Genomic DNA, 25,792 nt, shown 5'->3' with positions numbered 1-25,792 from the left:
GTTCACCTAGTGCTCATGCTCAGCGCCGGACTTCTCGATGTCCGCGCGGACGACGAAAGCCCCCTTCGACACATAGGTCTCACCAGACGTCAGGCCATCGACGATTTCCGCCCATGCCTGGGTCTGACGTCCCACCTGAACCGGACGCGCCGTATAGGTCGTGCCCTTCTTGACGAATACGACCTGCTTACCCTCAAGCGTTTGCAGGGCATCGGTCGGGACGGCAATGGCGGCGGCCGTTTGCGAGGTGACGAACTTGCCTTCGATCGCCATGCCGGCGCGCAGGTCGCCGGCAGCGGAAGCCGGCAGCTTCACGATCGCGGTCTGGGTCTGGGTCTGCGGATCGACCGACGACAGCAACGACGAGACCGTCGCGTTGATTGTCTCGCCCCCTAACGTCTTGATCGACACTGCCTGCCCAGCCCTCACACTTTCTGCATCGCGCGGAAAGAGGAAGAATGTGGCCTGCAAGGCGTTCGGATTGGCGATGACATAGATCGGACGGTCGAAAGCGGTGTCGCCGACGTTTGCGTTCTTTTCCATAATCACGCCGGAGATGCCGGCGGGAATGGAATAGGTCTGAAGGCTTTCGCTCGATTCGACGCGCGCAAGGGTCTGGCCCTTGCTGACGTTCTGACCGATCTGTGCGGACAGCGACATGATGCGACCAGGGTACCAAGCACGCACCTCGCCCTTGCCTTCCGGTGCGATTTCAACGCGACCTGAAATGCTGATCGTGTCGTCGATACTTACCGGGCCCGCACTGGCGATTTCGATGCCGGCGGTTTTGGCCGCTTCGTCGGTCATTTTGGTGCTTTCGCCAGCTTCTTCCTTGCCGTGGCCTTCACCTTCGGCATGTCCATGGCCAGCTTCGCCCGCTTCCGCAGCAGCCTTCTCACCAGGAGCGGCGGATTTATCGCCGCACGCGGAAAGGGTCATCATGGCCACGATACCCGCCGTGATCAGCGAGCCGCGAAGATATAGTTTCGTAGCGGTCATTAGTGTGCGCCCTCTTCACCTTCAGCGTGCTCATGTCCTGCGGACGACTCAGACTGCGCCTCTTCGGAATGGCTTTCATCGCCGGGCGCGTGTGCGTGTTCGCCTTCGGCACCGGTCTCCGTTGCTACGGCTGCCTCTTCGGTCTTCGCCGATTCCTGCTTTCCGCAGGCGCCAAGTGCGAGCAAGGCGGTGAAGCCAGCGGCGATGAGCGTAGCGGAGACGGTTTTCGAGATGGAGTTCATTTAAATGTATCCTATTTGGGGAATTGCCTGAGATCGGGCGGCTTTGCCGCATCGCGATCGATGGCAATGGATTTCGTTGACGGTCGGAGTCCGGGTTACGAGTTCGGCGCCTGCTCAGGGAGCAGAGCTACCCATCGGCCGGACAGCCGGTCACGTTTGGCGAGTTCGGTGTGGAACTGCTTCAAAACTTCAACGCGGCGCGCCTTAGCGGCGACCAGGGTTTCCTGAGCGCCAATCACGTCGCGATAAGTGAAGCCACCACGGCCGAAGCCTTCTCTGACCTGCGTGACGGCGCGCTCGGCGATGGGAATGACTTCCTCGTCGATGCGCCGAACTTCCCGGGCGTAGTTGGACAGCTTGATGGTGCTCGCCGAAATCTCGCGGATGCGAATGCGCTCCGCGACTTCGATATCGGTTGCGGCAGCTTCCGCATCGGCACGGCTGCGGTCGATATTGCCCTGATTGTTGTCGAAGCGGCCAATGGGGATCGAACCGCCCACGACGAAGGCAAAGGCACCGTCACCTTGATAGTGGCGCACACCGGCCGAAAGCGTCGGGTCCTGCGTACGACGTGTCGTCTCCACGCGGATTTGTGCAGACGCGACGCGTTGTTCAGCGCGCAGGACCTCAAGATCCGGGGTATCGACAAGAGCGTTGTCGATCTTGATCGCCGAAAGGTCCTCGAACCAAGCCGGGAGGATGTCGAAATCCGGGGCGCCGCCCCAAAGCGTGGCCAGTTGAAGCTTGACTTGCGCTGCATTGGCTATGGCCTGATCGAGCGCGATCTGGGCACTGGCAACGTCGGCGTTCGCCAGCGAGCCCGCGAAGAGCGGGTCGCGCGCGGCATCGACGCGGCGAGTGATTTCGGATTGTGACGTTTGTGCAAGGGCAAGGCGTTCGCGGGCTACGGTCACCTCGGCATCTGCAGCGGCAGCTTCGATCCACAAGTCCTGGGCGTCGTTCATGATCGCCCAGGCGCGCGCGCGGCCCTGCGCCACCACAAGGTCGCGCCCGGCAGACGCCACCCCGACGCGGGCTTCGCGCTTGGATTTACGCTCCAATGGCTGTTGGTAGCTCAGCGTCGTTTCGGCCTGGCTCAGGCCATTATAGGGCGCAGACCCAAGAATGTTTTCGGCCTCAAGGCCGATGCTGGGATTGGGCCGGAACCCGGCTTGGCGGATATTGGCATCCGCCGCGACCAGCCTTTGTTGGGTGGCGCGTGCTGCCGGATCGGCATTAGCGGCTCGGGACATGGCGGCCGATAAAGTCAGCGGTTCCGCGAATGCGGCTGTGCCGAGGAGAAGATACGCTGAGGCGATACCCGCCGTGGCGACCTTCAGAGCGCGTTTTCCGCGCAAATTCAGGGAGATCATTAGATCCTCTTACAAACTGGTCTTTGATGCGCCATCGACAGGCGCGCGAAATCAAAGGCAGTTAGGCTCGAGGCGGTTGGTCAGTTGTTGCGGGAGGCCCCGGCGGCAGGGGCGCATCATCACCCAGCGAGAAGACTATCTTAACGCTGTGAAGGGCAGACAGGTCTTTCCCTGCTGCCGAGAGGAAGAGGGGGCCCGCTTCACCGGAACTGTGATGGTGATGATGTAGTGCCAGCAGGTCGATTTGAGGCTCGCCACTTGATACGTGGCCCGTGCAGTCGCCGCTTTCATTGACGCAGTTCGTCGCCCAGCCGCCATCGGCCAGGAGCATGTCACCTGCGCCGAGATGTTGCAAGTTCATCATGTCCGCCTTCACCGCCGAGAAGCCGGCAAGCAGCAGCGCAACCACACAGAGCGTGGCTGCGAAGGCCGAAAGGCGCGACAGCGATGATGAAAAGAGACGGATCATGGAAACTACGTACTCAACGAGTCGCAGCAGAACATACAAGGGTTTCTAAAAAATGAAAGGCGTTATCTTATACTCCTCATTATCGATACATTATATCATTTCAAATTGTACGATACTATAAGACAAATCCGCCACCCCCACAGTACAATAGGGAGATTTGCTGCCACGACCTGCAAGTCTACAATTGGAAAGCTGATAATTTTATAAAGATTTACAACGAAATGGATGCTGAGCTGTGCCCTGTAGGCCATGGAAAGCTTATGTTTTTCCCCTGGCCACCACCTTCAGGTGGTACGTCGGCGCCAATTGCGGAAATAGAACAGCCATAGTGGCGGTTTGACTAAGTTTGCCTGAAAGCGGAACTAAGATTGTCACGTGGCCCCGAGGGATAGCTGGTACTGCTTGTTTACCCCTTGCAACTGCCTTGTAGGTGGTGCGCTACGACAGATTCTCTGTCACTTGCACACTAAGTATCTCTGTGAGTGCGGAAGCTATGATGTTGAAGCTTTAGCGCCCTGGCCCTTATTAGAACCGGCCCTCGCGGTATCGATAACTTACTGCAGGAAGCGCATTTTAATCCTTTGAGCCTGACAACAAATCTGGCTTTCCAACTTCCCGAAAACAGAAAAACATGCCCCCAGCTCGAAGAATTCTGGTCGTGGAAGATGACGCGATGCTGCGCTTCGTGATTTGCGAGGTGTTGCGTGAGGGCCATCTGGAAGTGGTTGAAGCCGCCAACGCGCCATCGGCACTCAGGTATCTCGAGACCACAGACAATGTCGATCTGATGTTTACGGATGTTAATATGCCAGGCGCCATTGACGGCGTGGATCTGGCGCGCGCGGTGACCAAGGACTTTCCGGAAATGACGGTGATCGTCACATCAGGCCGGCCGCCACCGGTGCCGTTTCCGGAAGTGCGGTTCATTCCCAAACCCTATGTTGCCTATGACGTCCTCGAAACCATAAATGTCGCATTGCAGTCGAGACCGCCCAGGTAGATTTCCCGCAATGCAGCGCAATTCGGTATCTTTATCCCGTTAACCTTGCTACGGCTGTTCGCGACGCCAATGGACATTTTCACACGCAACAACGTAATCGTGACGGGGAATCTCAAGGCGGAAACGACCTTGCTGTTCGCGCACGGATACGGGTGCGATCAAAACATGTGGCGTCTGGTGACGCCCGCCTTCGAAAATCGATATCGCATTGTCCTGTTCGATCACGTCGGCGCGGGCGGGTCGGACCTGGCGTCCTATTCTGCTGCGAAGTATTCGACGCTGGACGGCTACGCCGACGATCTTATTGAGATCACCGAGGCGCTGGACCCTGGCAAAATTGTCTTTGTCGGCCACTCGGTCAGTTCGATGATCGGCATCGTTGCCGCGAACAAAGCCCCGGGGCTTTTTCAGTCTTTGGTGCTGGTCGGTCCTTCCCCGTCCTATATCAACGACCAGGACTATACCGGCGGGTTCACACTTCTTCAGATCGAGGAGCTGCTGGAATCGCTGGACAGCAACCACATGGGGTGGTCGATGACCATGGCACCCGTCATCATGGGCAATCCGGACCGCGAAGAGCTCAGCGAAGAACTGGCCGCCAGCTTCTGCCGGACGGATCCGGCGATTGCGCAAGCCTTCGCGCGGACGACCTTCTTGAGCGACAGTCGTGATGCCCTTCCTCTAGTCAATGTACCTACCCTTATCCTGCAATGTTCCGACGACGTTATCGCGCCAGAGGAGGTCGGCCAATATGTCCACTCGAAAATTGCCGGCAGCACGCTAGTTGTTATGGAAGCCACCGGTCACTGTCCCAATCTGAGTGCACCTGCCGAAACAATTGCGGCTATCAACGCGTTTCTCTGATGGCGGATAAAAACGGCCCAGAGACGTGGCACAATTATAAGGACGACTACGACAGCTTCTTTGAGCAATCCCCCTGTGGCTTCGTCACGGCCGAGGGCAGGGCCAAGATCATTCGCTGCAATTCCCGGTTCGCAGGCTGGCTGGGCTATGAGCCGGCGGAACTGGCCGGCACCAAGTTTTCCGACCTGCTGACGATCTCCGGCAAGATTTTCTACGAAACCCACCTGGCGCCCCTTCTACGGATGCAGGGCTTCTACGAAGAAGCGGCCCTGGACCTTGTCGCCAAGAACGGCGAGCGCATACACTTTCTGGTCAATGCCGCCGAGGAACGCGACGACGCCGGCAATGCCCATTTTGTTCGCCTGGCGCTTTTCAAGGCAACGGATCGGCGGATTCTGGAAAAGAACCTCCAGATGGCCAAACTGATGGCCGAGAGCGATCTGGCGACTGAGCGCGGGACTTCAGCCTTGCGGGAGCAGTTTATTGCCGTTCTGGGCCATGATCTGCGCAATCCGCTGGGGGCAATGGCCTCCGGTGCGCAATTGCTGGCGCGAATGGAACTGGATCCCCGGCAGCGATCCGTCGTCGAGATGATGCGATCCAGTGCAGAACGCATGGGTGAGCTGATCGAAAATGTTATGGATTTTGCGCGGGTGCGCCTAGGCGGTGGCATGGGGGTCAACCGGCAGACGGTCGATCTTGCCCCTGCCCTCACGCACACGGTCGATGAGTTACGAACCTCTTTCCCCGACCGAGATATCCGGACCGAAATATGCCCCGCTCTGCAGGTCAATTGCGATGTCGCCAGGATCTCGCAATTGTTGTCCAACCTGATCGCAAATGCCGTAACTCATGGCGCTACGGATGCGCCTGTCGTCGTCAGTGCTGATATTGCCGACGGGGCATTTGCCTTAGCCGTTTCAAATGGCGGCCAGCCTATTCCTCCTGAACTTGTCGAAGTGCTGTTCCAGCCCTTCACAAGAGAGAAGGCGCGCCCCAGCCAAAACGGACTGGGGCTTGGCCTGTATATCGCTGCCGAGATTGCAAAAGCGCACGACGGTACCCTCGAAGTGACGTCATCTCCTGAAGAAACGCGCTTCACCTTCAGGATGGCCGCTCAACGCATATGATGCCGTCGGCGCCTCCTGTATTCCTCCCGTAAAACGCGCCTGGACCGACTTTTTCCCGCCTGTTGCCCTCCGTCTGAGCGTCGATTCGAATGCCACGGTGGAGACTTTGCGGCGTCCAGACGACGGGCAGCAGCAATACATCAACAACGATCTGCGCATTTATGAAGGCTGTTTCCGACTGGCAACCGACGCCAGTTAATTCCTGGGCGAACGGCATCGTGCGGTTGAGGGCGGGCGATGATTATCCAATGCACTCGGTGGCACGTCCGTGTCGGGCTTAAAGTGAGCCAACATACGGTACGTTACGTACACATCTCAAAGGGACAGGCTGTTCTCTGACCCACGAGCTAGAGATGTCTATGCGTAAGCGTACCCGTGCCGTCCCGGATGCACCGGATGGAATCGATGCATTGCTGGTCAAGGTCGCGCAGAGGGACAAGACGGCATTGAAGGTGATCTATCAGTCGGCAGGGCCATGGCTCTATACGATGATACGCGCGAGTGAAGACAATGAGGAAGCGGCCGACGAGATTCTGGAAGCCGTGTTTCTTTGCATCTGGGATCAGGCGTGGCTGTTCAATCCCCGCCAGGAATCGGGGGCGCAGTGGCTCAGCCGCCTTTTGGCGCGCCAAATGTCCAACAGATTGCATTGACAGGTCCCGGTCCTGCGCGAGGCCGGGCGTTACGCAAGCGGCTTCGTATGGAAACCTGACAAAACCCCCCATACGGTTAGCGCGCGAAGGGATTTCCTTCGCCCCATTACCCAACCGAGGATATGTGATGAAAACGAAACTTGCGATGATTTGCGCCCTTAGCCTGTGCGCGAGCACGGCGGCATTCGCTGCCACGAACGACATGGCCAAAACCGGCATGATGGTCGACGCCAGCATGAAGATGATGGACACGAACGCCGACGACATGATCAGCATGGATGAGCGGGCCGCCGCCTGCAAGATGATGTTCACCAAGACCGACACCAGCGCAGACGGCATGCTGTCTTCCGACGAAATGGTTGCCGCCGCGACCATGGAGAAGTCGGACATGGGCATGACGCCTGACCCCGCCAAGACCAAGATGATGGTGTCGAAGAAGATCGCCATGATGGACACCGACAAGGACGGTATGGTCACGATGGCGGAAGAGGATGCCGCTTCGATGAGCATGTTCACCGCGTCGGATGCTAACAAGGACAGCATGCTGTCCCGTCAGGAAATGATCGATGGCATGACGAAGCACATGGCGATGATGAAGTAGGCCTTAAGCCTTCAAAACAGAACAAATGGAAGCGGCAGAATTTTGAAATTCTGCCCTTTCGTTTTGAGGCCTGGATGCCAGGCGGGCGCGGGGACAATGCAACCAACGGCACCTCCCAAGATGTGCGTCGGCATATTCCGATTTTTGTAGCCGGCTGCAAGGGGATTGATTAGAGTGCCCATAGCGTGTGCTGCGTGCGCTGCGGGCTTCCCGAAATCTACGGAGACTTCGATCAACCTTCCGTCAAAGGGAGCGCGAACCTATGTCTTCACCGATAGACAAGACCTCGCCCGTTCTGAAACGCCGTGTTCAATCCATGCTCGACAGCTTCCTGCACAGCGAAGCGTCCGGCGGACTGGTCCTGATGGCCGCCGCCGCGGCTGCCATGGGGGTTGCCAACTCCCCGTGGGCCGAAGGCTATTTCCACGCCCTGCACATCGATGTCGGCCCGCTCAGCCTGCTGCATTGGATCAACGACGCCCTGATGGCGGTCTTCTTCCTGATGGTCGGGCTTGAAATCAAGCGGGAGATGCTGACCGGACAACTCAGCGACTGGCCGCGCCGCGCGCTTCCGGGCATTGCGGCGCTGGGCGGCGTGATCGTGCCGGCCGGCATCTATGTCCTGATCAATCGTCAGAACCCAGAGACCCTGCACGGCTGGGCCATACCGACGGCGACCGATATCGCCTTTGCGCTGGGGGTGCTGGCGCTTCTGGGATCGCGCGTGCCGGTGGCGCTGAAAATCTTCCTGACGGCCCTGGCGATTATCGACGACCTGGCCGCCGTCCTCGTCATCGCCGTGTTCTATACCCAGAACCTGTCGGTGCTGTGGCTTGCGGCTGCCGGCGCCTGCGTGGCCGCGCTGATGATCCTGAACCGGCTGCGGGTGCGCTGGGTCATGGCCTATCTGCTGGTGGGCGTGTTGATGTGGGTCTTCGTCCTGCAATCGGGCATTCATGCGACACTGGCCGGTGTCGTCACGGCACTGTTTATCCCGCTGCATACCCACAAGGCGGGGAATGATGATCACTATTCGCCGCTCGTCCGGCTGGAGCACGCTCTGCATAAGCCGGTGGCTTTCCTCATCGTTCCGGTCTTCGGCTTCGCCAATGCCGGCGTGTCGCTGGCGGGTTTCCGCCCGGACATGCTGCTGCAACCCATTCCGCTCGGCATCGCGCTGGCGCTGTTTTTCGGCAAGCAGATGGGTGTCTTTGCCGCGTCGTGGCTGGCAATCAAAAGCGGCCTGGCGAAGATGCCGGCAAACACGAACTGGGCGCAGCTCTACGCGGTATCAGTGCTGACCGGCATCGGCTTCACCATGAGCCTGTTCATCGGCCTGCTGGCCTTTCCTACGGCGCCCGAAGCCCAGGACGCGGTCAAGATAGGGGTGCTGGTTGGCTCGCTATGTTCGGGCCTTGCCGGCTATGCGCTGATGGCCGTGATGGCGAAACCAAAGGATGCGACGCAACCGGATTAGCGGAGGATGCCATGGAGTTTGTTGCCAAGTATTACGACTGGCTGCTGATTGCCGGAGGATTGGTTGGCCTGTTTCTCGGCGGAGAGGCGTTAGTCCGTGGATCGGTGGCGGTCGCCGACCGTCTGCGCCTGCCCAAGCTCCTGGTCGGCTTGACGATTGTCGGCTTTGGCACCTCGATGCCGGAACTGATGGTGTCGCTGAAAGCCGTCCAGTCCGGCGCGCCCGATGTCGCGGTGGGCAATGTGATCGGGTCGAACATCGCCAATATCCTGCTGATCCTCGGGCTTGGGGCGCTGATCCGGCCGCTGTCGACGCGCGCAAGAGGTATCCGCCGCGATACGACGGTCATGGTCCTCGTCACCCTCGGCCTGGGATATTTCGGCTGGCGCGGCGGCATTACACAGATCGAGGGCGCCGCCATGGCGGGCATCCTTCTTGTCTATGTTCTCTGCGTCTTTGTCATCGACCGCAAGGCTGTCTTGCCAGCGCCGGAAGCCAGCAAACCGCTTGCCGCCCCTGTAGCGCTGACCTTCATCGCCATTGGCCTTGGCGCACTGATCTTCGGTGCCGACGCCCTGGTGCGCGGAGCGACAACGATCGCCACGGAATTCGGTGTATCGCAGGCCGTCATCGGGCTGACGCTGGTCGCCGTCGGCACGTCGCTGCCGGAACTGACGGTCAGCGTCATCAGCGCTATCAAGGGGCAGAATGAACTGGCGATTGGCAATGTCGTCGGCTCGAACATCTTCAACGTTCTCGCGGTTCTCGGGATTACCGCCGCAATTGCGCCCGTCTCCATCGACCCGCTTTTTCTCAAGGTTGACGTGCCATTGGTGGTCGGGGCGGCGCTGCTGTTTTGGGTATTGATGTTGGCGAAGCCAAAGCTTGGTCGAATGTCGGCATTGGGAAGTTTAGCGACCTACGGTGCCTATGTGGCCTGGCTTATTGCAGGTTCCGCGCCTGGATCATGACCGCCCTGTGCAAGGTGCCGCCACGCGACGGGCGCAAAAAAATAGTTCGCGAAAACGTGATTCCAGACTTCGGCTTTCTGAATTGCCTCGATCCATCTCGCAGAATAATAGGCGCACTTGAGAGGTTCGAGAGATGGTCGAATTTGTCCTCAAAACCGAGACTGAACGGCGTCTTTATGTGGACGCCCTGTTGCACTGTCTGGATCATGGCACCCTCGCCAAGGAAGAGGTGCTGCGCGATATCGAAGCTCTCATTCAGCAGAACGTTTGGGCCGAAGACAAGGAACGGCTGCGCGCCCTAATGTCCAGACTGGAGGGCATCGTGGTGTCCTACCTTCGCGGTAATCGTGACCGCGACAATGCCGCCTGCATTTTGCTGCAGGAAGTCAACGAAGTGGCACGGATGGCAGATGCACCGTAGTTTAGGTCTTAACGACCTAACTGCTCCTAGCAGCCTCTTCGCATATTGGTGACTGCAGTCGCGGCCATGGGTCCGTGACCGAATAGCAGGCCGAAGAGGCAACAGATTTCTTCGGACACGACGACTGCGTTGCCCCCAAGCCAGCAGTTACTCGCAAGCGCCCTAGTGCCTGAAGATTACGAACCACACCGCGAACGCTATAACCGCCAAGCATACAGCGATGATTGCCTTTGGTCTTTTCCCGCTCACTTGCCCCTCCACTTATAGATCATAAGCCTAGAACTGTCGCAGGGATGTGTCGAGTCACATGCCGGATATGGTGAGCAGGAGATTTGGGACAATAGAACGTGACTCTTTCCGCGCCCCTCAAACGTCGTCGTCCTGTCACGCAACTTACAGGACCACCACATGTCTCTCTCATCCTCTTCCATCCTCATCACCGGCGCCAGCCGCGGGCTCGGCCGCGGGATAGCCGAAGCCGCCACAGCCCGCGGCGCCAAGGTCACCCTGCTCGCCCGCCCCTCCAACGCCCTGACCACCACGGCGGCGGCGCTGAACGCCCAGGCCATCGCCGCCGACATCACCGACGCAGACGCCGCCCACCGCATCCTCGCCGACACCAACCCCGACATCCTGGTCCTCAATGCCGGCCTGCCACCACCCATGGCGCCGATCGACACCATCACCTGGCAAGACTTCACCGCCACCTGGGACACCGACGTCAAGGCCGGGCTCCACTGGGTCCAGGCGGCACTGACCCAACCGCTTAAACCCGGCAGCCGCGTGCTCCTCACCTCATTCGGCGCAGCCATCATGGGCTCGCCGATGTCAGGCGGCTTTGGCGGCGCCAAGCGCATGCTGTGGTTCATCGCCCACTACGCCAACACCCTGTCCAGCCAAAGACAGCTTGGCATCCGCTTCCAGACCCTGATCCCGCGCCAGATGGTCGCCGGCACCGGCACGGGCGACGCCGGCTCACACGCCTATGCCGCCGCGCAAAGCATTTCCCCCGAAGCCTTCCTGGAACGCTTCGGCGCTCCGCTTGATCCGCGCGTCTACGGCGACATGGTCATGGAGATTCTGTCGAACCCGATCTATGCTAAAGCCTCAGCCTTCGGTCTCAAGGCCGACACCGGCATCACCCCCATCGAAGGACCCGGTCTTTGACGGCCAGCCGCCCCGATCTCGACGCCCTGCGGCCGGAACTGCACCGCTATTGCGCCCGGCTGCTGGGGTCGGTGATCGATGGCGAAGACGTGGTGCAGGACACCTTCATACGCGCCATGACCGCCCCGCCCGGCCCCGAAGTCCCGGCGCGCGCCTGGCTGTTCCGCGTAGCACACAACCGGGCCATGGACGTGCTGCGCGCCCGCGCCATCCGCCACGTCGAGCCGCTCGACGACGCTTACGATATTGCCGACAACACCGCGCCCGACCCGCTCGATGCCCTGCTGCATAAGGACGCCGTATCGCTGGCCATCGATCGCTTCACGGCGCTCAGCGTGCCGCAGCGCAGCGCCGTCATCCTGAAGGACGTGCTCGACGAACCGCTGGCCGACATCGCCGACCTGCTGGGCCTGTCGGTCGATGCCGTCAAGGCGCACCTGGCGCGCGGACGGGCGCGGCTGAGGACGCTGGGCACGACGCAACCCGCACCCAGCCCCCGGACCTCACCTGAAACCGAGAGGTTTGTGTCGCTGTTCAATGCCCGCAACTGGGACGCCTTGCGCGCCCTGCTGGCAGCCGACGCCCGGCTCCAGCAGTCGACCTATCCGCTGCGCACAGGCTCCAGCGTCCGAGACTTCTTCGGCATCTACGCCAGCTATGACGCTGTCCGACTGGCGCCGGCCTGGTTGGGCGACCGCGAAGTCATCGCCGTCTTCGAAGGCGCCGACACTGCCCCGCGCCATATCATGTGGCTGGAATGGTCCGATGGCTTTGTCCAATACATCCGCGATTACCGCTATATCCCATATGTCATTGCAGAAATCCCAGTGCCGCTCCAGTAAGGGGAGCGCCAATTGCGGAAATAGAACTGAGGAAGTGGCTGTTAGCGCATCTCGCCTAAAAGCAGACATCCAATTTAGCCGGCCACCCCTGCAGACTGGAGCGGGGACAGTGGCGATTGGCAGGCTTCTACAGGAAATCACACCTGAGAAGCCCAGGCAGAAAATTTGTGTTTGAACCCGAGAGCAAACAGCGCACTTCAGCAGGATACTTAGGCAGCGGCAGCGACGTTGGATAATCTCTTTTCGAGGTCACGCAGATCTTCGACGGATAGCGTGGGGTACACGGCCAGTTCCATGACCGCCGTGAAGGCCTCAGGCGGTGCATTGACCTTCATACCACCCAGCAGCGTCACGCGTTCGTGACGGCTGATCGCCGGCACCATCAGCCGCATAAAGCGGATGACCTTTTCCGGCGCCAGGCTGGCGATGATGCCGCCTTCGATATTCATGAGCTCGGCGTCGCTGAATTGGCGCCACAAGGTGTCATTGTGGGCCGTTTCTTCTTCGAGCATATGTTCGAAATCGCGCGCCATGAAAGCGGAAAACGCAAGATAGAGCCGGCGTGCGGCATCCTGGCGAAGACTGGACGGCGCCTGCTCAAACGCTACAATCAGGCCTTCGAGGCCCAAAAACGTGTCGCGGTGCGTGTCGTGCTGTCCTTTGAGCCGACTAGAAGCTTGTGGCATGCGCAGCTCAGCCGCCATGTGAATGTGCGCCTCCTCGTGCGAGATGTGCAGCCGGCCCAGGTCGAGCAAGTCGCGCAAGTCCGTCAGAAGGCCGGGTGTGATGTCCGTTCCGGCCTGGCCCAGTCGGACGACAATGTCACACTGGGCCTTGCGCAGGGCCTTGTGGATGAAGCCGTACATGTCGTAGCGGCCGCACGTGCTGGCGATGACGGGAAGCGAATGGGGTGGGATCATTTCAGTATCTCCTGATGCAGGGTGCTTCGATAGGAGACCCAACAGCCGGCCGCATCCTAAATGCTTACTAAGCCGGGCCGGCTTTTCCTAAGACTATACTATGCACTATTTAGGCATCATCACTGGCCGGCCATCCATGTGCAGGCGCAGCTGGCCACGACCGGTCTGAACAAGGTCGATGCCGAAGCTGCGCTCGGAAAGGCGGCGACGCAGGAGCAAAAGCCGCGCCTCCAGATTGTCCTTGAACTCCGGCAGACGCAGTTCGCTTGACAGCCGGATTTCCCGATTGCTGAAGTCGACGCGGTTCTCGGCGATGGCACGCTCCAGCATGAATTTCAGAAGACGGCCGGCGACGCCCTTGATGACGTAGCGGTTGTTGATGAAAATGCTGTCGTCAAAAGCAAAGGTGGTGATGACGAGGTCCTGCCCAGACGGTACTTCCGGGTTCGGCGGCGCTATCGGCGTAAGGACGGGTTCCGCTTCTTCCTGCGCCACGCCAGTGAGGGCCATTGCCGCCTGCACGGCCAGGGTTTCAATGACGGCCTGCCGTTCCGCGTCGAAGGCCAGCCGTTCACGCGCCTCGGCGAACAGGACGCCGCGCAGCTCGCCCGCCGCCAGCATCGGCGCGGCGATCTGGCTCATCCCGCCTTCCAGCACCGGCAGGGCGATGGTGCGGGTGCGGTCTTCGCTGTCGGCCGCATTCGAGACAGCGCCGGACAAACGATGCACACGCGTGACGTCATTGATGCGCAGCGGCACCCTGGCGGCGGCGGCTTCGCCGATGAGCCCCTCGCCTACAGGCACTTCCGACCCGATGCCGCCGTCGGCATAGCCGCGCAGACCGGTGACGACCAGGGTCGCACGCGCCGGTTCCGGCAACAGCACCATGGCCGCAGTCGCGCCTGTCAGGCGCGTCACGCCTTCGAGCAGGGCGTCGAGCACGCCCTCCACCACCTGCTGCGATCCGATCCGCCTGGCGACTTCAGCGATATCGGCCATGGCCACGGGCGACGCCTGCGCGACCTCCATCTCGGGTTCGCAGGCGCGGATCGACAGGACGCGGAAGACATCGACGGCCCTCAGCCGCATGACATCGCCCCAACCCAGTTGCGTGCTGCTGGCGCGCAGGTCACGCTCCATGTGTTCGAAAAGTCGTCCGCGGTCCTCCACCCGGTCCCACACGACGTCCAGGGCGAACTGCTGGCCGGTGCGTCCGTCAACCAGCACGACCGCCGCTTTCGGGTTGGCGCGGACATTGGCGGAGGTCTTGGCAAAGAACTGATTGGAAAGGGCAATGTGGTTTTCATCCACCATGGCCACGTGCGACAGATACGAGACATTGGGCATGCCGTCCGCCGCCGCCGTCGCGATGATTGAGGGAATGACGCCTTCGAAACAGGCATGCAACTGCGAAAGCCGGATCGTCATCGCCGCACCCCTGCCCGCGATCCCGGAGTTTGGATGTAGACCTCGCGCACCTGCTGGATAATCACTCCCAGATCCTCGCTGTCCATCCAGATCGCGGCATGACCCGGATCCGTCGTCGACACGGGTAGAGTATCGCCAGCGCGCGCGACATAGTCGGCGTTACACTGCCGGTCCGCGTCGTCCAGCACCCCGACGCTTGCGGGGCCTTTTAGCTGATAGGCGGTATAGTCGATAGGCTTGACGCAGGTCAGGGCCAGCAGGCCCGTTGCGGCGACGTTCGGCGCCACGGACGGCCAGCGCTTTCGGGAATAGATGATGCGCAGCGCCTCATCGCCGCCGTGACGCACCCCGACAGCACGCGCGATGGCCGGCTGACGATTCGCGTCCGCCGTACCCATGACCAGCATCACACTACCGGTGGCGAACGCCAGCAATTCTTCGTCCAGACTCATCGCACATCCCTGATGTCCTCCCAGAGCCCTTAGCAAAAAGTGAGGATTTCCGGAACCGGCTTAGTCACAATTTAGGAATACCCGCCGCGGCACATCCTTTAGGTCAGCCTCCGAGAAACGTGGAGGCCCGTATGGCTGATGACATTCCGATGCGCCTGCGCATCCTGACCCTTTCGACATTGATATGCATCGCGCCCATGGCGGCGCCCTCGCTTGCCTACGCCATACCCCTTTCAGCTTCAGGCGGCATCTCTGTCGACCGCACCGCCGCCGCGCCACCTTTGGATACGGGCGTCTATGCCAATTACGGCATCTGGGACTTCCGGATCGAGTCTATGACGCGCGACGCCCGGGGCGACTGGCAGGCGGTCGTCTGGGTGCGTGACGCCGCCAGCTACCGCGTCGGCCTGACGACCGACGGTGTCTGCATCACCATGTTCGACAGCGACGGCCGCAGCATTGCCACCGCCTCGACTCTTTACCGCGCATCCGTCGAGGGAACCTGGTCGCAGCTCGAAGCCATCCCGCAGACCATGTGGATGGAAAAGGGCGACGAGATCCGCGTCCGCCTGATCTTTCCCCACAGCGCCAGGTTCGACCCGATCCGCCTACGCGTTTGGAGCGGCGATCGCGAAACCTTTTCGCGCACCTTCAACCTGAAATGACATCTCATTTTCCAAGGATATTCCCAATGAAAGTTGTTGCACTCTCCCTCCTCGCCACCAGCCTCCTGGCCTTTCCGGCCCAGGCGAACGACCTGCTGAAAAAACTGGCTGACGTCGCCGGCGCCACTGCCGACGTCAATTCGGCGCGAAAGATCGCCACCCTGGTCAGCGACAACGGGGACTACGACACCTACGGCAGCTGGCAGTTCAAGGTCGACGACGTACTGATCGGCGCCGACGGCGAATGGCAGTCTGTCATTGGTGTGCGCAACCTGCAGGACTACCGCATGGGTATGGTCGTCAGCGAGATCAAGGCCGCGCTGATCACAGCCGACGGCGAAACCCTGCAGAACTGGGGCGAGCTTTATCGGGCATCGGTGTCCGGTGGCGGTGCTGGCCTGGAAAAGCTGCCCGGCACGCTGTGGATCGAGCCTGGAGAGAGTGCCCGCTTCCGCCTGCGTTTCAGCGGGTCGCGCGGCATCAAGCCGGTCAGGATCCGTGTCGAAAGCACGGGCGCCACGGCCCAGTCACGCACCTTCAACCTGAACTGAGGCACACCATGAAACCCGCTGTTCTTGTTGCCCTGGCCTTGGCCCTCGTGCCGGTGCAAAGCCATGCCCAGACGGCGAATGTCCAGACCGCCGATAAGATGCGTACCTTGTCCGCCCAGCTGCGCGCACAGGCCGTCCAGATGAAGGACCAGCTGTCGGCGCAGGATATCGCCGACATGCTGAGCTCGGCGGATGAGATAGACGCCGGTATCGCCGCCGGCGCCTACGACGCGTCTGCGCCGGTGCTGCACGAAACGGCCGCCGACCGCATCCGCCGCGAACACGATGGCCGCCTCGACTGGCTGGCGAAAGAAACCGTGTGCACCGGCTTCAGCTGGGAGGTCGTAGATACCTACCGGCTGACGACCGGCGATCGCGACGCCGAACGTGACGTCCTGTGCCGCCGCGCCTATCGCAACTTCCGCACCTGGTTCTACATCCAGCGTGATCACCCCGGACCGAACGCCCAGGCGACGGCGGCGCTGATCGCCTACGACGAGGCCGCGCAGGAAGCCGTCGCCTTCTACGAACACCGTTAACCCCTTCTCCACAACCCCGGCCATCCCTGCCCGCGCGACAACGCCCGGGCAGTCCATGGCCTGCACCTTCAAGGACAGAGACCATGACATATTTTCCAGGAACACCCGGCAACGACTATCTCTCGGGCACGCCCGGGGGCGACGACATGACCGGCGGCGCCGGCAATGACACCCTTAGCGGCGGAGGCAGCAACGATGTCCTTTATGGCGGCACCGGAAACGATATGCTGCTGGGCGGTGACGGCGACGACCTGATCATCGCCTCCCTGACCGGGCCTGATGCAGGCCTCAACCCTGGCATCGACCTGATCGACGGCGGCGCGGGCTTTGACCGGGCGACGGTCGACCTTTCCGCTGCCCGCGGCGACGTTCGCTTTTCCCTGGCCACACCCTCGGTACGCCATGTCTTCGAAACGGGCGCCAGCATCGTCAATGTCGAAGCCATCTCGCTTGTGACCGGTCGCGGCAACGACCATGTGACCGGTGGCATTATCGGTGACTTCGTAGCATCTGGCGCGGGCAATGACACGCTTGACGGTGGCGATGGCGATGACGGCCTGTTCGGCATGACTGGCAATGACCTGCTCATCGGCGGCGCCGGTGTCGACATTCTGGACGGCGGCGACGGCGACGATGTCATCCACGGCAGCGCCGGCGACACGCTGATCGATGGCGGCGCCGGCTCCGACACCGGCCTGCTGGATTTTCGCGGCCAGTCCGGCACCGTCCGCTTTAGCGTCTTCGAAAACCTCGCAGGTACGGTCAAGGTCGGTACGACCGATATCCGCAATTTCGAGCGTGTCGATATTCGCACCGGCGTGGGCGACGCCGATCTGACTGGCGCTGCGGGCGACGACACCCTTTCGAGCGAAGGCGGCTTCAATGTCCTGCGCGGCAATGGTGGCAACGACCAGCTGAACGGTGGCCGCGACATCGACATTCTTTATGGCGGTACCGGCAATGATGCTCTCAATGGCGGCGACGGCGATGATGTCCTGATCGTGCAGATGCTGGGCACCGATGTCGGTAAGGACGCCGGGATCGATATTGTCGACGGCGGCGCGGGCTTTGACTTCGCTGCGGTGGACCGCTCGATGGCGAAAACTGGCATCAGCTTCTCGCTGGGCAATCCGTCCGTAGCGCAGGTTCTCGACAACGGTACGACCATCGTCAATGTCGAGAAAATTTCGCTGCTCACCGGCCGCGCCAATGACGACCTTCAGGGTGGCAAGGGCGACGACTATTTCGCCGCAGGCGCCGGCCAGGATTATCTGCGCGGCCGTGACGGCAATGACAGCCTCCATGGCGAAGCCGGCGACGACTATATCGACGGCGGCAACGGCGCGGATGAGCTGTTTGGCGGCGATGGCAACGACATCATTTATGGCATTGCGGGCGACGTCATCGTCGACGGCGGCGCCGGGCGCGACTTCGGCTATCTCGACTTCCGGCAATATGGCGACACACTAAGCTTCAGCGTCGCGAACAACCTTGCGGGCGAGGTCAATTTCGGTGGCACGCGCATCCAGGGTTTCGAACAGGTCACGGTGCTGACCGGGTTCGGCGGCGCGCAGCTGGAGGGCGGCGCCGGTGACGATGTCTTCATGAGCAAGGGCGGCTTCAACACCATGAACGGTAGCGCCGGCAATGACAACCTCAGTGGCGGCATCGACACCGACGTCCTTTATGGCGGGACCGGTAACGACACGATGACCGGTGGCGACGGCGATGACTGGCTGGTGGGGACTCTGACCGGAGCCGACGCTGGAAAGAATGCCGGTATCGATGTGATCGACGGCGGCGCGGGCTTCGACCGGGCAGCGGTGGACCGCTCCGGCGCCAAGACCGGCATCAGCTTCTCGATCGGCAACCCGGCGGTTCAGCAGGTCCTCGACAACGGCACGACCATCGTCAATGTCGAGGAAATCTCGCTGATCACCGGCCGCGCCAATGACGACCTGCAAGGCGGCAAGGGCAACGATTATTTCCTTTCAGGTGCAGGTCAGGACGTTCTGCGCGGGCATGCCGGCGATGACCACCTGTTTGGCGAGGCCGGGCATGACTACCTTGAGGGTGGTCGTGGCGCGGACGAATTGGTCGGTGGGGACGGCAACGATACCATCTATGGCGATGCTGGCGATCTCGCCATCGACGGCAGTGCCGGGCGCGATTTAGGCTATCTTGACTTCCGGCAGTATGGCGACATCGTCACCTTCAGTGTCGCGAACAATCTGGCGGGCCAGGTCGATATCGGCGGCACGCGCATTCAGGGCTTTGAACAGGTCACGGTGCTGACGGGCTTTGGCGGCGCTCAGTTGGACGGCGGGTCCGGTAACGACGTCTTCAAAAGCCGGGGGGGCTTCAACACGATGAACGGCGGCGCCGGCAACGACAATCTCATCGGCGGCGCCGATGCCGACATTCTCAATGGCGGCACGGGCAGCGATACACTGGCGGGCGGCGATGGTGACGACCTTCTCATCGGCGCCTTGAGCGGCGCGGAGGCCGGCAAGGACGCGGGTATCGACATAATTGATGGCGGCGCAGGCTTTGACCGCGCCATTATCGACCGCTCCACGGCCAAGACCGGCATTGCGTTGGACATGGTAGATCTGTCCGTTGCGCAGGTTCTCGACAACGGCACCAGCGTCGTCAATGTCGAGGAGGTTTCGCTGATCACCGGCAAGGGCAATGACACGCTGCAAGGCTTTTCCGGCAATGACACCTTCGCTGGCGGCGCGGGCGACGACTGGCTCATCGGCTGGGGCGGCAATGACCAGCTCTTCGGCGACAAGGGCAACGATCTCCTAAGCGGCGGCACCGGCGCAGACCTCATCAACGGCGGCGAAGGGAATGACACGCTCTATGGCGACCGGGACAATGACACAATCGATGGCGGTAACGGATCAGACACGGCCCACTATTCCGGGGCCTCCACCGATTATCTTTTCACCCTGAACGGCAGCGCTTTCGTGGTTCAGGACCTGCGCACCGGCGATACCGATGGCACCGACACCCTTAACTCTGTCGAAAAGCTCGTCTTCAGCGACGGCAGTTTTACACCGGCGCAACTGGCGGCGCGCGGCGGCCTGCCTGTCGCGGTCGCGGATACTGTCACCACTACGGAAAACCTGTCGGGGCAGGTCAATGTTCTGGCCAACGACTACGACCGCGACGGCGGGCCGTTGAAGCTGATAAGCATTACATCCGACGATCCGGACCTGACCTTCGGCTTCAACGCCAACGGCAATGTCTCGGTGACGCCCGGCAGCGCCCACCAGGCGCTGGCCGAGGGTGAGACGACGACACGGACCGCGACCTATGTCATCGAGGACGCCTCGGGCAACCGGACGCAATCGACATTGCAGATCACGATCACCGGTGAGAACGACATACCCATGGCCTTCGCGGACCATTACAGCGTCGACGAGGACTCCAGCCTCATCAACCTGAACCTGCTCGGCAACGACCGCGATCCGGAGGGCGGCAGCCACCTGTCGATCGCCTCGCTGGGGCTGTCGGGCACACTGGGCCACGTCACGCTGAACGCCGACAGCACGGTCTCCTACGACCCGGGAGCCGCCTTCCAGTATCTGGACGCCGGCGAAACGGCCACCGACAGCTTCACCTACGAAGCGACCGACGAGCACGGCGCGAAGACCAGCACGACAGTGACCATCACTGTTACCGGCGCCTACGATGCCCCGCCGGCGGATGGCGCCAATGACGACGTCGTTGATGTCTATTCCAGCCAGGTCACGATCAAGCTCCCGGACCTGTTGACCAATGACGCGGGCGACGGCCTGAGGATAGTGGCGGCGTCCCTGGAGTCCACAAACGGTGCGATCATCGAGATTGCGACGGACGGTTCGGTTATCTACGATCCGCAGACCCTCTATAAGGACATGAAGCCAGGCGAGAGCATCACCGATACCTTCGAGTATCAGGTTGAGAACGCCAATGGCCACCGCTCGACCGCTGCAGTCACCTTGCATATTTCCGGCGATAATCTCCCGGTTGCAACCTTTTCCGCGACCGAGGGACAGGCGACGAACAATCTCTACGACCTGCTCAAACAGCTTCTGAAAGCGGAATACGGCAGTATTCATGACGGCTGGACCATCGACACGCGTCACACGGTGGGCACGGTCGCATTCGATGCCGCCAATGGTTCGCTGGTCTACACAGCCGACGACGCCTATTTTGACCCGATGCTGCCCTATACGCGCGCGACCACCAGCTTCGAATACGACGTCATAGACGGGCGTGGAGAGACACACCACGGCGTGGTCCAGCTCCTGATCGACGGGGTGGAAGACTTCGCTTTACTCGGACCGTCAGGGACTATGCTTAATCATACCTACTTCGATCTTAACGATCAGGTCTCCGCATGGCTAATTTAACCTAGCCGGGTTCGTCTCATCGAAAAAGAAAGGACCGCATCGACTTAATCTCGCTGCGGTTCGTCCCTGCGCCACAAGCAGACATGGAACACGGTATGAGACGGTTTGCGAAAATTTGCCCCAAAGCGGAAGTCGCCTCGACCGAGAGCTAGCATTCCACGACGTTGACGGCCAAACCGCCTTGCGACGTTTCCTTGTACTTGGAGGACATGTCGAGGCCCGTTTGACGCATGGTCTCGATGACTTGGTCCAGAGAGACCTTGTGGTCGCCTTCGTCACGCAAGGCCAGGCGGGCAGCGTTCGCAGCCTTGACCGCCCCGATGGCATTACGTTCGATACAGGGGATCTGTACGAGCCCGCCTACCGGATCGCAGGTCAGACCCAGATTGTGTTCCATGCCGATTTCGGCAGCATGCTCGACCTGCCCTGCCGTGCCGCCCCATACCGCGCACAGCGCTGCCGCGCCCATGGAACAGGCGACACCGACCTCCCCCTGACAGCCCATCTCCGCGCCTGATAACGAAGCCCGTTGTTTGTAAAGCATGCCGATGCCGGCTGCCGTCAGCAGGAACCTGCCGATTTTGCCTTCCGAGCGGGTATCTTCTTCTGACCATCCGTCGAGGGCGCAGTAATACCGGATCAAGGCCGGTATGATGCCCGCTGCGCCGTTGGTCGGAGCCGTCACCACACGGCCGCCGGCCGCGTTTTCCTCATTGATGGCCATGGCGAAGACATTTAGCCAATCAAAGAGGCGCTCCGATTCCTGGTTATGGGCTTCCGTCTTGAGCGTCTCGAACAAACGCGGCGCCCGGCGCCGGACGTTCAATCCCCCCGGCAAAATACCTGACGCACCCAGCCCCCGGTCGATGCCCTCGCTCATCACGGTCCAGATACGCAGCAGCCCCGCATCGGTCTCTGCGCGCGGTCGGCGCGCGTCTTCGTTCGCCAGGACCACATCGTAGACATTAATGGCTTCACGCGCGCAGATGGCCAGTAACTCCGCGCCGGAAGCAAACGGCAACGGGGCCGGAGCGCCGACATTGATCAGGTCATTCTCCGCCGGAGCGGACAACTGCGCGGCCGAGGCGATAAATCCGCCGCCTGTCGAATAGAGGGTACGCTCGAAGATTTCCGCGCCGTCGCGGTCATAGAGGCGAACACTCATGCCGTTGGGATGCAGTCGAGGCGTGATGTCGCCACGAAAATCGATATCGCGCCGGTAGGCGAAGCCGATTGTCGGCCCACCGAACAGGTCGATCTGCGACGCCGTGCGCAGGGCTTCATACGTGCTGTCGGCCCAGTCCGGATCGACCGCGTCAGGCTCCGCCCCCAGAAGCCCAAGGACGGCGGCCTTGTCAGACCCGTGGCCAATACCGGTCAGGGCCAGCGAGCCCTGAAGCTCGACCTGCACCCGAACAGCGCGATCAAGGACGCCCGCGGCCCTGGCCTCGATCATGGCCCGACGCGCGATCCGCATGGGGCCAACCGTATGCGATGACGATGGGCCAATGCCGATTTTGAATATGTCGAGGACGGACAGCATGGTTTCAGAAGTGACCTGCGTTCAGCCTCTTGTCCAGTCGAGTATGACCTTTCCAGTCTGTCCCGCGCGCATGGCCTCAAAGCCTTCGTCAAAACGATCAACAGGCAAGCGGTGCGTGATGATCCGTTCCAGCGGAAACCCCGCCTCGATCAGCCCCAGCATCTTGCGCCAGGTGTCGAACATTTCACGCCCATAGACGCCGCGAATGGTGATGGCCTTGAGGATAACGTCAGCCCACAGGATGTCGGACCGGCCGGATGGCAGGCCCAAGAGGGTCAGGTTTCCGCCCATCCGGAGATGTTCCAGCGCCTGACTGATGGCTGCCCCGGCCCCACTCATTTCCAGCGCGACATCGTAGCCTTCGGCAATGCCCAGCTCCTGGCGGACATCCATCAGGTCTTCCGTGCGCACATTGACGGTTCGTATGCCGTCGAATGCCCTGGCGAGATTGAGGCGGTAAGGATTTATGTCCGTCAGGGTGACGGATCGGGCACCGATGAACCTGGCTACGGCCGCAGCCATGATACCGATCGGGCCTGCTCCGGTTACAAGCACATTGGCGCCGACCATATCCGTCTGCTGCACGGTATGAACGGCATTGCCAAACGGATCGAGAATCGCCCCCAGTTCACTGGGAACGCGATCGGGCAAGGGCACTACATTGAATGCCGGCAGGGTGAGAAACTCGGCGAACGCGCCTTGGCGATTGACGCCTATGCCGACGGTATTCGGATCGAGGTGGAATTTTCCCGAACGGGCCGCCGCCGAATTCAGGTCGATGATATGGCCTTCGCCAGAGACACGTTGCCCGATATGAAGATCGCGAGTCACCCGCTCACCAATGGCAACGATCTCGCCAGCGAATTCGTGGCCGGTAATCATCGGCGCAGGCACCGTGCGCGCCGCCCAGTCGTCCCAGTTATATATATGGATGTCGGTACCGCAGATCGCCGTATGCGTGATCTTGATGAGCACGTCGTCTGGCCCGATTTCCGGCACAGGCGCGGTTGTCTGCCACATGCCCGGCTCCGGCTTCAGCTTGGCAAGAGCCTTCATCGTCAAAGGCGTGGCGGCGTTGAAACTACGCGTCGCTTGGATATCGTCGGCCATCAGATGACTCCCAGAGTTTTGCCTGCGGACGTGAAGGCTTCGATCGCCGCATCGATCTGTTCAAAACTATGCGCTGCCGACATCTGCGTCCGGATGCGCGCCTGACCTGTCGGGACAACCGGAAACGAAAAGCCGATGACGTAGATGCCTTTGTCCAGAAGGGCAGCGGCAAGGTCCTGAGCCAGGCGCGCCTCTCCCAGCATGACCGGAATGATCGGGTGGCTTCCCGGCAGGAGATTGAAGCCCGCCTGGGTCATGCCTTCGCGAAACCGCTCTGCATTGGCCGCAAGCTGACGTCGCAGGTCATCGCCCGCCTCGGCCAGGTCAATGGCCTTCAGGGCAGCGCCCGCTACCGACGGCGCCAGGGCATTGGAGAAGAGGTATGGACGAGAGCGTTGCCGCAAAAGCGCGATAACTTCGCTTTTCGCCGCAACATATCCGCCCATCGACCCGCTGAGGGCCTTGCCAAAAGTACCGGTCAGGATGTCAATGCGATCAGAGACTTTCAGCCGCGCTGGTGTCCCCGCCCCTTTCGGACCGATAAAACCGGTGGCGTGACAGTCGTCGACCATGACCAACGCATCATAGCGGTCAGCCAGTTCGCAAATGCCGTCGAGCGGCGCGAAATAGCCATCCATGGAAAACACGCCGTCGGTCGCGATCATCACCGTCCGAGCGCCATTGCTGCGGGCCGCCTTTAGCTGCGTCTCAAGATCGTCCAGGTCGGCGTTGCGAAAGCGATAGGTCTTCGCCTTGCACAGCCGTACGCCATCGATGATGGAGGCATGGTTGAGGGAATCCGATACGATGGCGTCTTCGGCGCCCAGCAAGGGCTCGAACACACCGCCATTCGCATCGAAACAGGCGGCGAAAAGGATGGCGTCTTCCTTGCCGACGTAGCTGGCAATCCGGGCTTCCAGGCGTTTGTGGAGCGTCTGGCTGCCGCAGATAAAGCGCACGCTGGCCAGGCCTGCACCAAACTCATCCAAGGCTGCGTGGGCAGCCGCAATGACTTCGGGATGATCGGCCAGGCCCAGATAGTTGTTGGCGCAGAAGTTCACGACTTCCCGGCCGTCCTGCAAACGCAGCTGCGGTCGCTGCATGGAGGCGATGACATGTTCAGGCTTGGTCAGTCCTTTGGTATCGATGTCGCGAAGGGCCGCCTCGACCCCTTCGTAAAATTGCGCACACATCGACACCTCCATTATCCGTTATAATGGAATATGTACAATATAATGGATTTGTTGCAAGTGAAATTATGCGTCCGTAAGCACAACCAGAAACGCTTCGAGCAGACCTGTGCTTGCATTGCTGATGCTGTGCGCAACATCGGCACGGTATCTGAGCGTATCGCCGGCACCGCCCCTCGCCTGAACTTCCGCGGCGATGACCAGAGCCTCGCCGGACAGGACCGAAAGATGTTCCCGACTGCCGGCGGCATGGGGTTTGGAATTCAAGGTCGCACCGGGCTCGATCAACAACCGGTACCATTCGCTGCGCCCGGTCGCCTCAGGCGGGCTCAGAATGTAAAGGGTGCAATGCCCGTCGGCGGAACGGATACGCGGGACATTATGGGCGTCGACGATTTCGATCACCTGGTCTTCCGGCGCCGCCGCCTCACCGATCAATTGCGAAATCTCGATCTCAAGCGCCTGGGTCAGCGCCCACAAGGTGGCAAAGGTCGGATTCGTCTGCCCGCGCTCGATTTGCGACAACATGCTGCGCGAGACCTTGGAGGCATCGGCCAGGGTTTCGAGGGACCAGCCCCTGGTCTTGCGCATGGCATGCAAACGCGATCCGATTTCAGGCGCTTTCCGGTGCTTTTCAGTCATGCGTGATCATGAACACCGTCCGGGCCATTCCGGCAAGAGGAGAAGCCGGACAAACCCGCAGGTTTATCCGGCTTCTGTCTTCAGTTCGGCGTTTTGCTGGCGACATCAGCCTTAGGTGTTGATTTCCGCTGAGAACTGAC

Annotated in this window: 25 protein-coding genes; 14 read left to right on the top strand and 11 right to left on the bottom strand. The window is 60.9% G+C overall.

The features are described 5' to 3' along the window. Nucleotides 1-6: 6 nt before the first annotated feature. The 4 genes from J2X24_RS15135 to J2X24_RS15120 all read right to left on the bottom strand — a co-directional run bounded on the left by J2X24_RS15135 (nucleotide 7) and on the right by J2X24_RS15120 (nucleotide 3,083). Nucleotides 7-999 (bottom strand): efflux RND transporter periplasmic adaptor subunit, encoded by a 993-nt coding sequence (locus J2X24_RS15135; RefSeq protein WP_209723445.1) that lies wholly within the window; start codon nucleotides 997-999, stop codon nucleotides 7-9. Beyond that, nucleotides 999-1,241, bottom strand: coding sequence for a hypothetical protein (locus J2X24_RS15130; RefSeq protein WP_209723442.1), 243 nt, complete (start codon nucleotides 1,239-1,241; stop codon nucleotides 999-1,001). The genes J2X24_RS15135 and J2X24_RS15130 overlap by 1 nt, the downstream gene beginning before the upstream one ends. 95 nt (nucleotides 1,242-1,336) lie before the next feature. Then, complete coding sequence (locus J2X24_RS15125) at nucleotides 1,337-2,614, bottom strand: TolC family protein (protein ID WP_209723439.1); 1,278 nt, start codon at nucleotides 2,612-2,614, stop codon at nucleotides 1,337-1,339. Between the two features lie 61 nt (nucleotides 2,615-2,675). Next, nucleotides 2,676-3,083: a hypothetical protein gene (locus J2X24_RS15120; protein ID WP_209723436.1), complete on the bottom strand. Its 408-nt coding sequence runs from the start codon at nucleotides 3,081-3,083 to the stop codon at nucleotides 2,676-2,678. 658 nt (nucleotides 3,084-3,741) lie between these two features. Between J2X24_RS15120 and J2X24_RS15115 the strand changes: the two genes are divergently transcribed. The 10 genes from J2X24_RS15115 (at nucleotide 3,742) to J2X24_RS15070 (ending at nucleotide 12,209) form a co-directional block, all read left to right on the top strand. Then, on the top strand, nucleotides 3,742-4,083 hold the full coding sequence (locus J2X24_RS15115) for a response regulator (protein WP_209723433.1): 342 nt from the start codon (nucleotides 3,742-3,744) through the stop codon (nucleotides 4,081-4,083). Between the two features lie 69 nt (nucleotides 4,084-4,152). Next, nucleotides 4,153-4,947, top strand: a complete 795-nt coding sequence (locus J2X24_RS15110; RefSeq protein WP_209723431.1) for an alpha/beta fold hydrolase — start codon at nucleotides 4,153-4,155, stop codon at nucleotides 4,945-4,947. Then, nucleotides 4,947-6,077: a PAS domain-containing sensor histidine kinase gene (locus tag J2X24_RS15105; RefSeq protein WP_209723429.1), complete on the top strand. Its 1,131-nt coding sequence runs from the start codon at nucleotides 4,947-4,949 to the stop codon at nucleotides 6,075-6,077. The genes J2X24_RS15110 and J2X24_RS15105 overlap by 1 nt, the downstream gene beginning before the upstream one ends. A gap of 359 nt (nucleotides 6,078-6,436) precedes the next feature. Then, entirely contained in the window at nucleotides 6,437-6,730 is a 294-nt protein-coding gene (locus J2X24_RS15100) for a hypothetical protein (protein WP_209723427.1), read from the top strand. Nucleotides 6,731-6,857: 127 nt separating this feature from the next. Beyond that, nucleotides 6,858-7,331: an EF-hand domain-containing protein gene (locus J2X24_RS15095; protein ID WP_209723425.1), complete on the top strand. Its 474-nt coding sequence runs from the start codon at nucleotides 6,858-6,860 to the stop codon at nucleotides 7,329-7,331. 262 nt (nucleotides 7,332-7,593) lie between these two features. Then, nucleotides 7,594-8,808 (top strand): Na+/H+ antiporter NhaA, encoded by a 1,215-nt coding sequence (gene nhaA / locus J2X24_RS15090; protein ID WP_209723424.1) that lies wholly within the window; start codon nucleotides 7,594-7,596, stop codon nucleotides 8,806-8,808. Between the two features lie 11 nt (nucleotides 8,809-8,819). Continuing rightward, nucleotides 8,820-9,779 carry a calcium/sodium antiporter gene (locus J2X24_RS15085; RefSeq protein WP_209723422.1) on the top strand — a complete coding sequence of 320 codons (960 nt, stop codon included), beginning with the start codon at nucleotides 8,820-8,822 and terminating at the stop codon, nucleotides 9,777-9,779. Nucleotides 9,780-9,912: 133 nt separating this feature from the next. After that, on the top strand, nucleotides 9,913-10,200 hold the full coding sequence (locus J2X24_RS15080) for a hypothetical protein (protein ID WP_209723420.1): 288 nt from the start codon (nucleotides 9,913-9,915) through the stop codon (nucleotides 10,198-10,200). 408 nt (nucleotides 10,201-10,608) lie between these two features. Beyond that, nucleotides 10,609-11,367 (top strand): SDR family oxidoreductase, encoded by a 759-nt coding sequence (locus J2X24_RS15075; RefSeq protein WP_209723419.1) that lies wholly within the window; start codon nucleotides 10,609-10,611, stop codon nucleotides 11,365-11,367. After that, nucleotides 11,364-12,209, top strand: a complete 846-nt coding sequence (locus J2X24_RS15070; RefSeq protein WP_209723417.1) for an RNA polymerase sigma factor — start codon at nucleotides 11,364-11,366, stop codon at nucleotides 12,207-12,209. Before J2X24_RS15075 ends, J2X24_RS15070 begins: the two co-directional genes overlap by 4 nt. Before the next feature lie 209 nt (nucleotides 12,210-12,418). Here J2X24_RS15070 and J2X24_RS15065 read toward each other — a convergent pair whose 3' ends face one another. The 3 genes from J2X24_RS15065 to J2X24_RS15055 form a co-directional block, all read right to left on the bottom strand. Next, nucleotides 12,419-13,129 carry a hemerythrin domain-containing protein gene (locus tag J2X24_RS15065; protein WP_209723415.1) on the bottom strand — a complete coding sequence of 237 codons (711 nt, stop codon included), beginning with the start codon at nucleotides 13,127-13,129 and terminating at the stop codon, nucleotides 12,419-12,421. Nucleotides 13,130-13,234: 105 nt separating this feature from the next. Then, nucleotides 13,235-14,557: a GAF domain-containing protein gene (locus tag J2X24_RS15060; RefSeq protein WP_209723412.1), complete on the bottom strand. Its 1,323-nt coding sequence runs from the start codon at nucleotides 14,555-14,557 to the stop codon at nucleotides 13,235-13,237. After that, nucleotides 14,554-15,009, bottom strand: a complete 456-nt coding sequence (locus tag J2X24_RS15055) for a pyridoxamine 5'-phosphate oxidase family protein (RefSeq protein ID WP_209723410.1) — start codon at nucleotides 15,007-15,009, stop codon at nucleotides 14,554-14,556. The genes J2X24_RS15060 and J2X24_RS15055 overlap by 4 nt, the downstream gene beginning before the upstream one ends. Nucleotides 15,010-15,140: 131 nt before the next feature. Here J2X24_RS15055 and J2X24_RS15050 point away from each other — a divergent pair, with 131 nt between their 5' ends. From J2X24_RS15050 to J2X24_RS15035, 4 genes are all read left to right on the top strand, one after another. After that, on the top strand, nucleotides 15,141-15,674 hold the full coding sequence (locus J2X24_RS15050; protein WP_209723407.1) for a hypothetical protein: 534 nt from the start codon (nucleotides 15,141-15,143) through the stop codon (nucleotides 15,672-15,674). A 26-nt stretch (nucleotides 15,675-15,700) separates the two neighbouring features. Continuing rightward, entirely contained in the window at nucleotides 15,701-16,225 is a 525-nt protein-coding gene (locus J2X24_RS15045; protein WP_209723405.1) for a hypothetical protein, read from the top strand. Nucleotides 16,226-16,233: 8 nt separating this feature from the next. Then, nucleotides 16,234-16,764 (top strand): hypothetical protein, encoded by a 531-nt coding sequence (locus J2X24_RS15040; RefSeq protein ID WP_209723402.1) that lies wholly within the window; start codon nucleotides 16,234-16,236, stop codon nucleotides 16,762-16,764. 83 nt (nucleotides 16,765-16,847) lie between these two features. Then, nucleotides 16,848-21,167, top strand: coding sequence for an Ig-like domain-containing protein (locus J2X24_RS15035; protein WP_209723401.1), 4,320 nt, complete (start codon nucleotides 16,848-16,850; stop codon nucleotides 21,165-21,167). A 148-nt stretch (nucleotides 21,168-21,315) separates the two neighbouring features. Here the strand turns inward: J2X24_RS15035 and J2X24_RS15030 are convergent, their stop codons facing one another. The 4 genes from J2X24_RS15030 to J2X24_RS15015 all read right to left on the bottom strand — a co-directional run bounded on the left by J2X24_RS15030 (nucleotide 21,316) and on the right by J2X24_RS15015 (nucleotide 25,652). After that, nucleotides 21,316-22,710, bottom strand: coding sequence for an L-serine ammonia-lyase (locus J2X24_RS15030; protein ID WP_209723398.1), 1,395 nt, complete (start codon nucleotides 22,708-22,710; stop codon nucleotides 21,316-21,318). Between the two features lie 21 nt (nucleotides 22,711-22,731). After that, entirely contained in the window at nucleotides 22,732-23,820 is a 1,089-nt protein-coding gene (gene tdh / locus J2X24_RS15025) for an L-threonine 3-dehydrogenase (RefSeq protein ID WP_245344725.1), read from the bottom strand. Then, complete coding sequence (gene kbl / locus J2X24_RS15020; protein ID WP_209723396.1) at nucleotides 23,820-25,013, bottom strand: glycine C-acetyltransferase; 1,194 nt, start codon at nucleotides 25,011-25,013, stop codon at nucleotides 23,820-23,822. Before kbl ends, tdh begins: the two co-directional genes overlap by 1 nt. A 63-nt stretch (nucleotides 25,014-25,076) precedes the next feature. Continuing rightward, nucleotides 25,077-25,652, bottom strand: a complete 576-nt coding sequence (locus J2X24_RS15015; protein ID WP_209723393.1) for a helix-turn-helix domain-containing protein — start codon at nucleotides 25,650-25,652, stop codon at nucleotides 25,077-25,079. Nucleotides 25,653-25,792: the final 140 nt, after the last annotated feature.

Origin of the sequence: Asticcacaulis solisilvae, assembly GCF_017875235.1 — a bacterium.
GTDB lineage: Bacteria > Pseudomonadota > Alphaproteobacteria > Caulobacterales > Caulobacteraceae > Asticcacaulis > Asticcacaulis solisilvae_A.
Note: the sequence above shows the minus strand (reverse complement) of the source record. Positions and strands in the feature narration are given on the sequence as shown.

Excerpts from the sequence above, each read along its gene's own strand:
- J2X24_RS15035 (WP_209723401.1), top strand. The coding sequence starts at position 16,848 with ATGACATATTTTCCAGGAACACCCGGCAACGACTATCTCTCGGGCACG.
- J2X24_RS15060 (WP_209723412.1), bottom strand. The coding sequence starts at position 14,557 with ATGACGATCCGGCTTTCGCAGTTGCATGCCTGTTTCGAAGGCGTCATT.
- J2X24_RS15015 (WP_209723393.1), bottom strand. The coding sequence starts at position 25,652 with ATGACTGAAAAGCACCGGAAAGCGCCTGAAATCGGATCGCGTTTGCAT.
- J2X24_RS15095 (WP_209723425.1), top strand. The coding sequence starts at position 6,858 with ATGAAAACGAAACTTGCGATGATTTGCGCCCTTAGCCTGTGCGCGAGC.
- J2X24_RS15120 (WP_209723436.1), bottom strand. The coding sequence starts at position 3,083 with ATGATCCGTCTCTTTTCATCATCGCTGTCGCGCCTTTCGGCCTTCGCA.
- J2X24_RS15040 (WP_209723402.1), top strand. The coding sequence starts at position 16,234 with ATGAAACCCGCTGTTCTTGTTGCCCTGGCCTTGGCCCTCGTGCCGGTG.
- J2X24_RS15050 (WP_209723407.1), top strand. The coding sequence starts at position 15,141 with ATGGCTGATGACATTCCGATGCGCCTGCGCATCCTGACCCTTTCGACA.
- J2X24_RS15100 (WP_209723427.1), top strand. The coding sequence starts at position 6,437 with ATGCGTAAGCGTACCCGTGCCGTCCCGGATGCACCGGATGGAATCGAT.
- J2X24_RS15130 (WP_209723442.1), bottom strand. The coding sequence starts at position 1,241 with ATGAACTCCATCTCGAAAACCGTCTCCGCTACGCTCATCGCCGCTGGC.
- J2X24_RS15030 (WP_209723398.1), bottom strand. The coding sequence starts at position 22,710 with ATGCTGTCCGTCCTCGACATATTCAAAATCGGCATTGGCCCATCGTCA.
- J2X24_RS15080 (WP_209723420.1), top strand. The coding sequence starts at position 9,913 with ATGGTCGAATTTGTCCTCAAAACCGAGACTGAACGGCGTCTTTATGTG.
- kbl (WP_209723396.1), bottom strand. The coding sequence starts at position 25,013 with ATGTGTGCGCAATTTTACGAAGGGGTCGAGGCGGCCCTTCGCGACATC.
- tdh (WP_245344725.1), bottom strand. The coding sequence starts at position 23,820 with ATGGCCGACGATATCCAAGCGACGCGTAGTTTCAACGCCGCCACGCCT.
- J2X24_RS15125 (WP_209723439.1), bottom strand. The coding sequence starts at position 2,614 with ATGATCTCCCTGAATTTGCGCGGAAAACGCGCTCTGAAGGTCGCCACG.
- J2X24_RS15110 (WP_209723431.1), top strand. The coding sequence starts at position 4,153 with ATGGACATTTTCACACGCAACAACGTAATCGTGACGGGGAATCTCAAG.
- J2X24_RS15135 (WP_209723445.1), bottom strand. The coding sequence starts at position 999 with ATGACCGCTACGAAACTATATCTTCGCGGCTCGCTGATCACGGCGGGT.
- nhaA (WP_209723424.1), top strand. The coding sequence starts at position 7,594 with ATGTCTTCACCGATAGACAAGACCTCGCCCGTTCTGAAACGCCGTGTT.
- J2X24_RS15065 (WP_209723415.1), bottom strand. The coding sequence starts at position 13,129 with ATGATCCCACCCCATTCGCTTCCCGTCATCGCCAGCACGTGCGGCCGC.
- J2X24_RS15055 (WP_209723410.1), bottom strand. The coding sequence starts at position 15,009 with ATGAGTCTGGACGAAGAATTGCTGGCGTTCGCCACCGGTAGTGTGATG.
- J2X24_RS15085 (WP_209723422.1), top strand. The coding sequence starts at position 8,820 with ATGGAGTTTGTTGCCAAGTATTACGACTGGCTGCTGATTGCCGGAGGA.
- J2X24_RS15075 (WP_209723419.1), top strand. The coding sequence starts at position 10,609 with ATGTCTCTCTCATCCTCTTCCATCCTCATCACCGGCGCCAGCCGCGGG.
- J2X24_RS15045 (WP_209723405.1), top strand. The coding sequence starts at position 15,701 with ATGAAAGTTGTTGCACTCTCCCTCCTCGCCACCAGCCTCCTGGCCTTT.
- J2X24_RS15105 (WP_209723429.1), top strand. The coding sequence starts at position 4,947 with ATGGCGGATAAAAACGGCCCAGAGACGTGGCACAATTATAAGGACGAC.